13 protein-coding genes and 3 pseudogenes are annotated in these 12,333 nt (G+C 60.4%); 3 read left to right on the top strand and 13 right to left on the bottom strand.

Features of this window, described 5'->3' with window-relative positions; genetic code table 11:
• Positions 1–142 precede the first annotated feature (142 nt).
• The 6 genes from OKB81_RS03705 to OKB81_RS03680 form a co-directional block, all read right to left on the bottom strand.
• The gene (locus tag OKB81_RS03705) at positions 143–358 is read right to left on the bottom strand and encodes a YdcH family protein (protein ID WP_005313020.1); all 216 of its coding nucleotides are present in this window, start codon (positions 356–358) and stop codon (positions 143–145) included.
• A gap of 276 nt (positions 359–634) precedes the next feature.
• Entirely contained in the window at positions 635–1,225 is a 591-nt protein-coding gene (locus OKB81_RS03700; protein ID WP_160836866.1) for a hypothetical protein, read from the bottom strand.
• A gap of 11 nt (positions 1,226–1,236) precedes the next feature.
• On the bottom strand, positions 1,237–2,583 hold the full coding sequence (locus OKB81_RS03695) for an MATE family efflux transporter (RefSeq protein WP_160836864.1): 1,347 nt from the start codon (positions 2,581–2,583) through the stop codon (positions 1,237–1,239).
• Between the two features lie 121 nt (positions 2,584–2,704).
• A complete protein-coding gene (locus OKB81_RS03690) occupies positions 2,705–4,528 on the bottom strand; it encodes a SulP family inorganic anion transporter (RefSeq protein WP_041212698.1) in 1,824 nt (607 codons plus the stop codon).
• A 70-nt stretch (positions 4,529–4,598) separates the two neighbouring features.
• The gene (locus OKB81_RS03685; RefSeq protein WP_160836862.1) at positions 4,599–5,183 is read right to left on the bottom strand and encodes a nucleotidyltransferase family protein; all 585 of its coding nucleotides are present in this window, start codon (positions 5,181–5,183) and stop codon (positions 4,599–4,601) included.
• Entirely contained in the window at positions 5,173–5,430 is a 258-nt protein-coding gene (locus OKB81_RS03680) for a GNAT family N-acetyltransferase (RefSeq protein WP_053288626.1), read from the bottom strand. Before OKB81_RS03680 ends, OKB81_RS03685 begins: the two co-directional genes overlap by 11 nt.
• 154 nt (positions 5,431–5,584) lie before the next feature.
• Between OKB81_RS03680 and OKB81_RS03675 the strand changes: the two are divergent.
• Positions 5,585–6,034 (top strand): annotated as a pseudogene (locus OKB81_RS03675) (pyridoxal-phosphate dependent enzyme); the annotation flags it as partial.
• 60 nt (positions 6,035–6,094) lie between these two features.
• Here OKB81_RS03675 and OKB81_RS03670 read toward each other — a convergent pair.
• A pseudogene (locus OKB81_RS03670) lies at positions 6,095–6,358 on the bottom strand (SdiA-regulated domain-containing protein); the annotation flags it as partial.
• A 118-nt stretch (positions 6,359–6,476) separates the two neighbouring features.
• Between OKB81_RS03670 and OKB81_RS03665 the strand changes: the two are divergent.
• Positions 6,477–7,502 (top strand): IS630 family transposase, encoded by a 1,026-nt coding sequence (locus OKB81_RS03665; RefSeq protein WP_270670095.1) that lies wholly within the window; start codon positions 6,477–6,479, stop codon positions 7,500–7,502.
• Between the two features lie 11 nt (positions 7,503–7,513).
• On the opposite strand, the gene OKB81_RS03660 is transcribed toward OKB81_RS03665, so the two are convergent.
• The 4 genes and pseudogenes from OKB81_RS03660 to OKB81_RS03645 all read right to left on the bottom strand — a co-directional run.
• A complete protein-coding gene (locus OKB81_RS03660; RefSeq protein ID WP_270670093.1) occupies positions 7,514–8,215 on the bottom strand; it encodes an SdiA-regulated domain-containing protein in 702 nt (233 codons plus the stop codon).
• A gap of 45 nt (positions 8,216–8,260) precedes the next feature.
• Entirely contained in the window at positions 8,261–8,620 is a 360-nt protein-coding gene (locus OKB81_RS03655) for a TraR/DksA family transcriptional regulator (protein ID WP_003090764.1), read from the bottom strand.
• Entirely contained in the window at positions 8,620–9,471 is an 852-nt protein-coding gene (locus tag OKB81_RS03650) for a universal stress protein (protein WP_003152676.1), read from the bottom strand. Before OKB81_RS03650 ends, OKB81_RS03655 begins: the two co-directional genes overlap by 1 nt.
• A gap of 14 nt (positions 9,472–9,485) precedes the next feature.
• Positions 9,486–9,932: pseudogene (locus OKB81_RS03645) on the bottom strand (STAS domain-containing protein); the annotation flags it as partial.
• A gap of 157 nt (positions 9,933–10,089) precedes the next feature.
• Here OKB81_RS03645 and OKB81_RS03640 point away from each other — a divergent pair.
• Positions 10,090–11,289, top strand: coding sequence for a tyrosine-type recombinase/integrase (locus OKB81_RS03640; RefSeq protein WP_270670091.1), 1,200 nt, complete (start codon positions 10,090–10,092; stop codon positions 11,287–11,289).
• A 96-nt stretch (positions 11,290–11,385) separates the two neighbouring features.
• Here OKB81_RS03640 and OKB81_RS03635 read toward each other — a convergent pair whose 3' ends face one another.
• Positions 11,386–11,640 (bottom strand): IS30 family transposase, encoded by a 255-nt coding sequence (locus OKB81_RS03635; protein ID WP_442865979.1) that lies wholly within the window; start codon positions 11,638–11,640, stop codon positions 11,386–11,388.
• A 158-nt stretch (positions 11,641–11,798) separates the two neighbouring features.
• Positions 11,799–12,333 (bottom strand): IS1634 family transposase (locus OKB81_RS03630; RefSeq protein WP_270668420.1); only part of this gene is annotated, 535 nt, incomplete at its 5' end.

Below are 12,333 nucleotides of genomic sequence, written 5' to 3'. Positions count from 1 at the left end.
GACAAAGCGGGCCTGTTGGCCCGCTTCGTTTTCCGGTGCCAAGGGAAGTGGCCGTTGCCGCGCCTTGGGGCGGCCAACAAAAAGCCCGGCGTCGGGCCGGGCTGGCAGGATAAGTTGCTTATCCAGGTATTCGTCGAGGCGTCTAGTGTGGATGTTGTTTGAGGATGTCGTATATCTCCTCTTTCAGTTTAAGTTTCTGTTTTTTCAGATCCTTCACCTCGGAGCTGTAGTCGCTGGCGTGGTGTTTCTCCAGCTTTCTGATCTCCGCATCCAGGTCGTTGTGCAAGTCAAACTTCTTCTGGAAATGGACATCACTGCTCTTCAGTTTCGAGATGAGATCTCTGTACTCCGGAAACATGTAATGAAGCCTCCTTGTTGTCATTTGATTGTGCCTGCAAGACCAAAGTACCCCTTACTGCCGGGGAGAAACGTGATCCCGATCCAATTCGGGGCCACGGAATTGCTGCATGGGAAGGGTGATTTTTAACTGTTTGAATTACATGATGATTGCCTGCTGACCCTGGGGCAGCAGAGGAAAGAAGCGGGATCCGCTTCACATTCGGGAGAGGGGGGCTGCAACGGGGCGGGCAACAAAAAGGGGCGCGAGGCCCCTGACTGGAAACGGGTGAGCCGTTTACTCTTTTTTCTTTTTCTTCTCGGGCAGGGGCTTGCCGTCTCTGGCAATCACCTTGCCCGCCTCGAAACCGATCTGCGCCGCCAGCTCTTCCAGATCCGGCGCCTTGGCCTCGTTGCCGATGGCGTACTGGTAGTTGGCGATGGAGATCTTCTCCGCCACCGGTGTGCCCGGCACGATGGGTTCGCGCCAGCCCTGACCGATGTGGGCCACCAGGGTGCCGTTCATGATGAGCTCGCCGACGATCTCCTGGGTGGGGATGCCCTTGCCATAGGTGAGGCCCTGCGGGTGCTTCTTGCCGACCAGGGGCTCTTGGCTTGCGGGCATCAGCTTGGTGCGGATCAGCCACTTGGGCGATTTGGTCTTGCCCACCGCCTTGCCGGTCTGATATTCGTTGATCTTGATGGTCTTGATCATCTGGGCCGTGAACTCCTTGGTCAGGGCCTTCTGGGCTTCGCTGGTCTCGTCGATGACGATGGGGGCCACATACCAGGTCTGGGGAGCCTGCGCCTTGGGGGTCGTCGGGGCGGTTTGCGCCATGGCGAGCGGGCTGAGCAGGATGGCCGTCAACAAGAGTCCGATTTTCTTCATGGTGATTCCGCTTATGTTTCTACAAGAATTTTGTTTTGCCAGCGACGACTGCGCCAGCGCCAGAACATGGCCAGACCGCGCACCCACTCGTCGCAGGCGAGGGCCAGCCAGATGCCTACCAAGCCATAGCCCTGCATGATACCAAGGAAATAGGCCAGGGGAACGGCAATGCCCCACATGGAGACGAGCGCCATGTAGAGCGGGAAACGGGCATCCCCGGTGGCGCGCAGGGCGTTGATCACCACCAGATTGAAGGTGCGACCGGGTTCGAGGATGAGGCTGATGAGGAAGAGCTGCGCCACCTGGGTGATGATGTCGGCGTCGTCGGTGAACAGGCTGATGATGGCGCGGCCGTTGAGGGCGGCGGCGATGGCGATGGCGGCGGTGACGATGAGGCCGAGTTTCAGGCTCTTCATCAGTTGGCGATAGGCCTGATCGAAGCGTCGGGCCCCCGCCAGGTGGCCGATGATGATCTCGTTGCCAAGGCCGATGGAGAGGCCGAACAACAGGATGAACAGGCAGATCTGGAAGAAGTAGGACTGGGTCGCCAGCGCCTTGTCGCCGAGCAGGCCGACGAAGGCGGTCACCACCATGAACTGCAGCATCCAGGAGAGGTTCTCCCCCGCCGCCGGCAGACCGATGTGCAGCACCTTGTCCAGCATGGCGCGGCTTGGGCGGACGATCTCGGGCAGACGCAGCCGGATGCCGGTCTTGCGCGCCACCAGCCATACCAGCAGCGCCACCCCGACGATGCGCCCCGCCACCGTGCTGATGGCGACCCCGGCGACCCCGAGCTGGGGCAGGCCGAACCAGCCATAGAGCAGCAGCAGGTTGCCGACGAAGGTGATGAGGTTGACGATGAGGGTCACGTACATGGCCTGGCGGGTGTGGCCGTGGGCACGCAGGGTGGCGGCCAGACAGAGGGCCGCCGCCTCCGGCAGCAGGCAAAGCCCGATGATCTGCAGGTAGAGGCTGCCGTCGCTCATCAGGTGGGCAGGCAGGTTCATCAGCGCCAGCATGGTGCCGGCCCCCGCCATGACGCCGACCGCGGCCACCAGTCCCACCAGCAGGTTGAAACCGATGGCGGTGTGGATGACGACGCGGGCTTTTTCCTTGTCTCCCGCCCCCAGATACTGGGTGATCACCACGCTGGTGCCGATGCTGACGAAGCTGAACAGGGTGATGGCGAGATCGAACACCTGGTTGCCCACCGCGAGGGCCGCCACCCCCTGATAGGAGACGTGGCCCACCATGAAGGTGTTGAGGGCCCCGGTCAGAAAGTGAAGGGCCAGATCGATGAACAGTGGCCAGGTCAGGGCGAAGAGGGAGCCCGGGCCTGCGTGGGATTGAGTCTGCATGGGATATCCAGGTGCTGGCGATGGCCCTCGTCAGGGCCAACTGGAGGGGCATTTAACACCAAGCGGGGGCGGGGTGCAATCCTGGTCGCAGGAGGAGGGGCCTGTGACCGGGGGATGTCTCTCAGACCGGCGTGGCGCCGGCCTCCTGCTCGCTGGGGCGGGTGAGGCGCGCCGAGTCGGGCAGGTCGTCATCGTGCGGCCAGCGGGTGAGCAGGGCATCCGTGGTGCTCTCCACCCCCTCGTCGTCCCGGAACACCGGCTCCCGGTAGCAGCGGGTCATGCGCAAGGCCTGGTACATGTCGGGGCAGAGGATGATGCCATCCTCGCCGACCCGGATCCCCGCCTGTTTGAACCACTGGCTCATCTGGCCGTGCCGACCGGCCATCACCATGTGGATGCCGCGCCGCTTGAGCTCCTTGTGCAGCTCTCCCACCATGCTCATCACGCTGATGTCCTGATGGGTGAAGCAGGCCACCGCATCCACCACCAGGCACCTGGGATTGTGGGGATCCTGCACCAGCAGTGCCAGCACCCGCCGCTTGAAGTAGGGGGCGTTGAAGTAGGTGAGCGGGGAGTTGAAGCGATAGACCAGGATGCCGGGAATCGCCTTGGCCTGCTCGTTGTCCCCCAGGGTGCGCACCACGCCCTCGTCGTCCATGCCGAGCAGCTGGTCGGTGGGGCGCATCACGTTGCGCAGGAACTGGAACAGCCCCAGCAGGACTGCGAGGGTGATGCCCGGAATGACCCCCATGGTGAGCACGCTGACAAAGGTCACCAGGGCGAGCCAGAAGGCGGCGCGGTCCGAGTCGCGCAGGGCCAAGAGGCCGCGAAAATCCGTGAGCGACAGGGAGGCCATCACCAGCACCACGCCGAGGGCGGCGGTGGGAATGTATTGCAGCGGTGCCGTCAGGTAGAAGGTGACCAGGGCGATGACGGCGGCGGCGATGATGGAGACCAGCTGGCTTTTGCCGCCGTTGGCGTCGTTCACCGCGGTGCGCGAATCCGCCCCGCTGATGGCAAACCCCTGGGAGGCGGCCGCCGCCAGGTTCGCCATGCCCAGCGCCCTAAACTCCTTGTCCGCATCAATCTCGTAGCCATTCTTGGCGGCGAAGCTGCGGGCGGTGAGCATCATGGAGACGAAGCTCACCATGGCGAGGTTGAGGGCGGGCAGCACCAACTCACGGATAAGCCCGGGGGGAAAGTCCGGCATCTGGAAGGCGGGCAGCCCCGAGCCGATGGTCCCCAGGGTGGCGATGTCGACACGGCCGAGATTGAACAGCCACACCAGGGCCGCCGTCACCACCATGGCCACCATGGAGGAGGGCCAGGCCGGTCTGTAGCGCTTGGCCAGCAGCAGGGTGAGCAGGGCGGTCAGACTCATGGCCAGGGTGGGCAGATGGGTCTGGGTAATGTAGCTGGTGCCGTTCAGGATCCGCTCTATCAGGTAGCGCTCGCTGAAGGTGAAGCCGAAGATCTTGGAGAGTTGGCCCACCATGATGGTGATGGCCACCCCGTTGAGCAGCCCCATCAGGATGGGGCGGGAGAGAAAGTCTGCCAGCACCCCCAGTTTGAAGCGGCTGGCGATGAGGCACCAGAAGCCGGTCATGGCGGTCATGGTCATCACCAGTTGCCAGTGACGGGTGGGATCCCCGGCGGCGAGCGGCGTGACCACGGCGGCGATCACCGCGCAGGTGGCGGCATCCGGACCGACGATGAGCTGACGGGAGGTGCCAAAGAGGGCGTACACCACCATGGGCAGGATGCAGGAGTAGAGGCCGACGATGGCGCCCACCCCGGCGAGCTCCGAATAGGCGATGGCCACGGGCAGGGCCACGGCCGCGACCGAGAGGCCAGCGCGAAGATCCGGCATCAGCCAGGCCCGCTGGTATTGCAGCAAGGCGGCGAGCCCCGGCAGCCAGCGCTCGAGAGAGAAGAAATCGCGCATTATTTAACCCATTGAGTTACAAACATCTTTTTCTTAGTGTGCCCAAGGTTGTCGGCCCTTTGCAATCCGCTCATGGCCAGTTCACCACAAGGTCAGGCCAGATGCGTTGCCACTCCTTGGCCCTGACCCGTTCGCTAAAGATACGGCTCTCCTGGCGACAGCGCGGATTGGGGCTCACCACCAGGGACCAGTTGGGGGCAAAGCCGTAGGGGGCCAGCCACTCGAACGCATCATCTGCCAACAGGCGGACTCCGATGCAGGTGGGTATCTCCACCCAGTGGCTGAGGGCCGAGAGCGAGCTGGCAAAAGGAGGCACCTGCTGGCGCAGATGCATGCGGGCCTGGTTGCGCACCTCCCACTGCTGGCCCGGCATCCTGGCGGCGAGCCAGGCTTCGTGATCGGCCTCCTTCAATCCAGTCGGATCAGCGCTGTCCAGATAGATAAGGTCGATGTCGTTGAGCGGGGTGGGCTCGGCCTTGTCATGGAGGTGATCCCAGATGAGGTTGCGCACAAACCCCGCCCCCAGGGCCCAGTCGGGCAGAGCCAGCTCCCGCGCAGCCCGGAGGCAATCCATGCGCGGGTGATCAGCCCGCAGCAGGGCCTCGGTGCAGGCCCGCAGGTGTGCCTCCCGCAGCGGCCCTGCGTCAACCTGCATTGCGGCGCAACCAGACGTCGATGTAGCTGCAGCTCGGCACTATGGTGAGCCCCTCAGAGAGGGCCCAGTCGTAGAAGCGGCGGGCCAGCTTGTCGGCAATCCCCTGTCCGCGCAGCTCGGGGGGAACCTGGGTGCTGTAGGCGTCCACCGTGGTGGCGTCCAGCCGGCGATAGGCAAGGCGGGAGATCTTGCCGTCCACGGTGCAGACAAATTGCTGCTGATCGGCCTGGTGAAGGATGTCGCTCATCGGGGGTCCTCTTTGGGTGAATGGGAAGATCAGAACATGGCGGACAGGGTTTGCCAACGCCATTCTTTGCGCCCATGGCGGGCTCGCTTACACTGGCCGGCCTGCGAATGGTCGCAAGGCAAGGTATAGAACATTGAGAGAGGATGGATCCGTCATGGCCTTCGCCACCCTGGACGATCTGATAGGCAACACCCCGCTGCTGGCGCTGCGCCGCATCAATCCGCACCCCGGCGTCACCCTGCTGGTGAAGCTGGAGGGCAACAACCCCGCCGGCTCCGTCAAGGACAGGGCGGCGCTGAACCTCATCAGGCAGGCAGAGGCGAGTGGTCACTTAGCGCCAGGAGCCCGGCTCATCGAGGCCACCTCCGGCAATACCGGCATCGCGCTGGCCATGGTGGCGGCGTCCCGGGGTTACCGGATGCGACTCATCATGCCGAGCAACATGAGTCAGGAGCGGCGCGACGCCATGCAGGCCTACGGCGCCGAGCTGGTGCTGGTGGAAGAGGGCATGGAAGCGGCGCGAGACCTCGCCCTGGCCATGCAGGCGCGGGGGGAGGGGCTGGTGCTCGATCAGTTCAACAAGGGGAGCCCGCAGAATTCGGAAAAAATCGTACGCTAACAGTTCAAGCGTCCCGGCCACGCCTGACTGTAGCTTGTTGACTGGTCAATCTGTCTCGCGGGTAAAGCGATAGAACAAGTTCGGCTCGCTGACCACGTACAAATACCCTTCATCGTCGATGGTTACGCCTTCGGCTTGGGGTATACCTTTCAGCAAACCAGCAAACCCCCTCGCCAAGGAGCGGAAACTCACCACCTTGCCCTCGTCGGTCATTTCAATCAGCAGTTTCGACTCGTCGCTGAGCAGGATCAGATGGCCGCTCTGTTGATCGAATACAACCGAAGACAAGTCAGTGGCAAACACCTTGTCTTTTACTAAATAACTGTTCCGAACAGTAGATCACTTGAGGGAGGGAACTCGGCCTGATTTCGGCGATCAGATCGGTTGCGAATCCACACCAACCCCTCCACCAAGCCGAGCCCACGTCATGCTATCAGCACTGCCAGAAGACCTCTCCCCAGATCTCCGCCTACGTCTCAGAAATGTGAAAGCGGCCAACGAGCATCGCCGTCTGGTAGCCATCGCCATGCTCGTTAAGGGCCACAGCGTCTCCGCCATCGCTCGCCTGTTAGGCGCGGCCCGCTCGTCAGTGAATCGTTGGCGCCAGCGGTTCCTCACCGATGGTCTGGACGGCCTGCGCAATGGCACAACGGGACGGCGGCGCAGGTTGTGCCGGGACAAGCTCGCGACCTTCTTGCTGGCCCTGGTGGAGACATCGCCCCGAGACTGGCATTACCAGCGCAGCCGCTGGAGTTCCGAGCTGATGGCCAAGGTGATCCACGACCATGCCCGCGATTTCATTCACCCATCAACCATTCGGCGCCTGCTCCGTGAATTTGGCATCGTCTATCGCCGCGCATGCCCCACGCTCTGCATCAAAGCGCCTGATAAAGAACAGAAATTGGCAGACATTGCCGAGGCGCTGAAGCAGGCATCCACGACCCACCCGGTGTTGTTCGTCGACGAGGCTGACATCGATCTCAATCCGCGCATCGGCGCCGACTGGATGCGCCGCGGTGCCCAGAAGCGCGTTCCCACGCCGGGGCAAAATCGCAAGCATTACGTGGCTGGCGCACTGTGCGCGACCACCGGGAAAGTGACCGTCCGTTATGGTGACAGCAAATGTTCGGGGCTGTTCATCGACCTGTTGAAAGCCCTCAAGCGCCGCTACCGGGAGGCGGAGCGCATCACGCTAGTGCTGGATAACTACATCATCCACAAGAGCCGAGAAACCTGTGTCTGGCTGGCGCGTCATCCGCAGTTTGTCTGCCTGTTCCAGCCGGCCTACCACCCGTGGGTGAACCGCATCGAGCGGTTGTGGAAAGCAATGCATGACACCGTCACCCGCAACCACCAGCACCGCTCATTGGATAGTCTGCTGGTCGCGGTAAAGCGCTTTCTACGTACGGCTTCGCCTTTTCCCGGTAACCGCCACGCGATGGCCAAGGTGTAGCAGAGTTGGGATCAGTTATTTAGGTTGGACATGTCGCGGACGTGCAGGGAAACGCCTCCTTCCAGGCTGGCACGAAGGCCGCTCACTTCCAGTAATTGCCGGGGGTCACGCTCCTTGGTCACAAACAAACGATCACCTTTTAGGTCGTAGGCGAGCCCTTCAAGGCCTTTGTTGTCCTCCTTGCCAAGCGCCAAGGTTAGCGCTGAATACTGGTCTAGGCTCAATGGTCGATCAGGAGAAAGCTTACCGTATTCGTCGATGGGGATATCCACGATAACCAGGCTCTGCCGCCGCTCTTCGGCAATGACCAGTTGACCGTTGCCGGCATAGGACACCGCTTCCACGTCGTGGAAGCCATCCAGGCTGTAACGTCGCTCCACGTCACCGTCACGACTGAGGGCCAGCAGCTCGTTCGGGCCATTGGTAACCGCCCACAGCAGATTTAGGTCAGGATCGAAGGTCAGGCCCGAAAGGTTGTTGTCCACACCGGGAACCGCCTTAGCATCCAGCTCAACCCGATAGCCAGGCAGCCACACAGAGCGCTCCTGCCAATCGTCTGTGTGCCAGTGGGTCTTGATCCAAAAGTACAGACGATCATCAAGGTGATGAGTACGTACTTGGAATACGGTGAGCAACACAAGGCATACAAGCGCCCACATCCAAACACTTACTTTCCGTGTTCGGCCCAGCCAGTTTTTAGCCATCAAATACATTAGAAGCCTCGTTAAATCAGACTGACGCCACGAGCCGTGATGGTTTCAACCCGACTCGGCGCGGCTGGCACAGGTGATACACAACGGCGTGGCCGGATCGAACTCCAGACGGCCCGAGGCGATCAACTCGCCGCATTGGTTACACCAGCCATAGTCGCCCTCGTGCCAGCGCTTGAGGGCCAGTTGGAGACGGACACGTTCATGCCGTGCACGACTGCGGATCGCATCGTTCATCGCTTGTTGCTGGAGTGCGTCCATTCTCGATAGACGCCCCACCTTGCTTTGATCCAGCTCTACCGATTGCGAGCGAGACTCAGCGTCTCCCAGCAATCGATCCAGCTCGGCAGCCCGCTGTTCCAGTAGGGTCTTGAAATGGGCAAGATCGAGGGCGTCGTCCAGGCTCATTAGCGCAGCAGTAACAGCGGACTGGTGGTGGTACGGAGCATGCTGGTAGTGGTGCTGCCGACCAGGAACTGCCGGATACGTGAGTGTCCATAAGCCCCCATCACTAGCAGATCGATGCCATGCTCTTTCTGATAGGCGTGCAGGGTAGGTTCTATTTCACCGCTCCGAGTCTCAGCGCGAACGGTAAATCCGGCGTTGATCAGCACTTTCTGCGCCCAGTCCAGCTGCGCGGACGCTTCGTCGTTCACGGGCCCAACCATGACCAGATGGATCGGCAGCCCCTTCAGCAGCGGGCTGGCTGCCAGCATCTCCACACCCTTGCGGGTTGTAGCGCCGCCATCGAATGCCAGCATCGCGCTCTTGGGCTTTTGGAAGTTGGCCGGGGTGACCAGGATTGGCCGGTGCATGATACGAATAACGCTTTCCAGCTGGCTTCCGACATGCTGACTCAGACCGCCACTAGACTCGCCCTGGCGACCGATAACCAGCAAGCGCGTTTCACTTTGCAGCTCTTGCAAGCTCTCCAGTAAATCGCCATGTCGCTGCTTGGACTCCGGTGCGCGCACACCATCATTCACGGCCCGTTCTTTCGCGGCTGCAAGCATGATTCGCCCTTGTTCAAGGGCCAACTTGCCGCGCTGTTCATCCAGGGAAGCAAGCTCATCAAGCAGGTGCTCGCGGCTGCCAAGGCCAATGTTGCCACTCAAATCTGCTGCAACCGGATACTGGCGCTGATCCAGCACATGCAGGAAGGTCAGCGGCGCTTCCAGGCTCAGACTGGCCCAGGCCGCGTAGTCGCAAACAGCTGGAGCCGAGGTGGAACCGTCGATACAGGCAATTACGTGGGTCATTGTTGTTCTCCTTCTCAGTGGCCCATGAGTTGATCAATGGCGTCAGGTTTATCGTGAACACCAAAGCGATCCACGATAGTGGCGCTGGCCTCGTTTAAGCCCAGCACTTCGACTTCAGTACCTTCACGGCGGAACTTAATGACTACCTTGTCCAGGGCTGCAACAGCGGTGATATCCCAGAAGTGTGCACGATTCAGGTCGATGGTTACCTTGTTCAGGGCTTGCTTGAAGTCGAAGGCTGCGACGAACTTGTCAGCCGAGCTGAAGAACACCTGACCGGTGACGTTATAGCTACGATGCTCGCCGGCTTCGTCCAGCGAAGAACTGATCGCCATGTAATGGCCAACCTTGTTGGCGAAGAACATCGCAGCCAGTAGCACGCCGGCTAACACGCCGAAGGCCAGGTTGTGGGTGGCCACCACGACCACCACGGTGACGACCATGACAATGTTGATCGATAAGCAGCATCGGCTTCTTGTGGTGTCCGTTGGCGTCTACGCTACCCCTTCAATCCCAGGAATTACGAGGGTTTCACGTTTGTTGACGTCCATGCCGTCCGTTGGCATCTACGGATAATGCGGGTATCGTTGCGGGTATCAATGCCCGGATACCCGCACTATGCCTCTAACCGATGCCAAGATCCGCAACACTAAGCCTGCCGATAAACCTCTAAAGCTCACCGACGGTGGTGGGCTTTACTTGGAGGTTCGGCCGACTGGTACCAGGCTGTGGCGTTTGCGCTATCGCATAGACGGTAAGGAGAACGTATTTGCAATCGGTGGTTATCCGGAGATCGGCCTGGCGGATGCGCGTGATGCGCGGGAAAAGGCCAAACCGCTGATTCGTCAGGGCATCCATCCATCGCACAATCGGCAGGCTGAGCGGCTGGCTAACAGTGCTGCCAATGCGAACACCTTCGAAGCAGTCGCCCGCGAGTGGATCAAGAAAAAAGCCCCAAGCTGGACGCCGTACTACTTACGGCAGGTTGAGCGGTTCATGGCGGCCGACGTCTTTCCCTTTGTGGGGAAGTTGCCGATACGCAATGTTTCTGCTGCGCATCTGCTTGAGATCCTCAATCGAATTGAAGGGCGAGGGGCCGCCACAGTTGCCTTGCTCGTAAGGCAGTGGTCATCGGCAGTGTTTCGATATGCCGTCGCGACACTGCGTGCGGATGCTGATCCGGCTGCCGCTCTGAAGGGGGCTATCCACCGCCCCAGGGTGCAGCACCACAAGCCGCTCACCCGTGATCAGATAGCGGAGTTCTCTAAGGCCTTGGAGCAATACGGTGGCTACAGAGCCACGGTAATCGCGCTACGTCTGATGCTGCTCACATTCGTTCGCACTGTAGAGCTGCGCAAGGCGGAGTGGAATGAATTCGACCTGGATCGTGCTGAATGGCGAATCCCGGGTGAGCGCATGAAGATGCGTGAGCCGCACATCGTTCCTCTATCGAGTCAGGCAGTTGAACTGCTGCGTGAGCTGGCCACCCATACGGGCGGTCGTCGCCAGCTTTTCCCGAACCTTCGCAATCCGAGCGAATGCATGACGGCAACGACGCTGAACCGTGCGCTTGAGCGCATGGGATTCAATGGGAAGGACAGTATCGGTTTTTCGGCTCATGGCTTCCGCGCAACAGCTTCGACAATGCTGAACGAGATGGGCTATCGCGCAGATGTTATCGAGCGTCAGTTGGCGCATGCCGAGAGAAACAAGGTGCGCGCAAGCTACAACCAGGCTGAGTATCTGGAAGAGCGACGCCAGATGATGCAGGCGTGGGCTGATGATATTGATATGAATATTTCAAAAGGGCGCCGTTGAGTGCTGGCGGTTGCAGGAGCTGAGTGCAACACGGTTATTGAATTGAAGCCGGAGCATCATGCCGCATCGCCATGGCATTTTGCATGACCTCTCCCATCACCTCGATGGGGCACTTGATTCGAAGCGCTTGCGCGGTCGCATGTTCAGTTGCAGCGCAATGGCGTCCAGCTCCTCCTGGCTATGTACCGACAGGTCTGTGCCCTTGGGCAAGTACTGGCGAATCAGTCCATTGATGTTTTCGTTGCTGCCGCGCTGCCAAGGGCTGTGTGGGTCGCAGATGAGGGTCGCCACACCTGTTCTCTGGGGTGGTCTCAGCGTGCCGCGCCATCTCCCGCCCTGGTCGTAGGTCATGCTCTGCGCGTCACTAGCGGTATTCAATTGAGCGCTTAACCACTGGTGCGCTCCACCGGTACTTGCTTCAAGCCAGTAAATCTCTGCGTTTGCCGGGGCTAAAGGTCGCGCGGAGGCGAGTTAAAGCCTGGGTATTTATCCGACATTCCGCACCTGATTTAGGAATAAATTTGCCGATAGCGCTCACCCAATACCTCCAAAATGATCTGCTGGTCTCCTGTTAGCTCCGTTACTTGTGGCGGAGCTTCTCCCAGTCGATATTCATGGATGCCACCAAAGCGCAAAAAGATCCAACGGGCCGTCGGCTGCTGGGTCGGTTTCTTTTTCATATCCGCCACACTGCGATTCTGCTCCACTAATCCCTGCCGGATCCGGTGCTCCAACGCTGCGTAAATCATCAGGCTACAGGTCATCACCATGAGCAACGCTTCAATCCGCTCCGGCTTTTTCAGGTACAGTGAGGAGGTTAAAAACTCCGGGCTCTTGAGAAAACGAAAGCCCCGTTCGACATTCTGCTGCGCTTTATAGGTGGCCAAAAGTTCGGCCATGGTCAGCGTATCGCTGTGGTCATTGGTCGCCAGGATGAACACCCCGGTCTGGTTGCGGGCCTCTTCAACGCAAGCCAGGCTAGTTGCCGCCAACCCAGTGATTTGAAACTGATGGCCAATTGGCTCTTCGCCACGCTTGGGTCTG

Source organism: Aeromonas sp. QDB56, assembly GCF_027705505.1.
Classification (GTDB): Bacteria; Pseudomonadota; Gammaproteobacteria; order Enterobacterales; family Aeromonadaceae; genus Aeromonas; species Aeromonas caviae.
The sequence above is the reverse complement of the archived record's forward strand: the minus strand, read 5'-3'. Positions and strand labels throughout refer to the sequence as shown.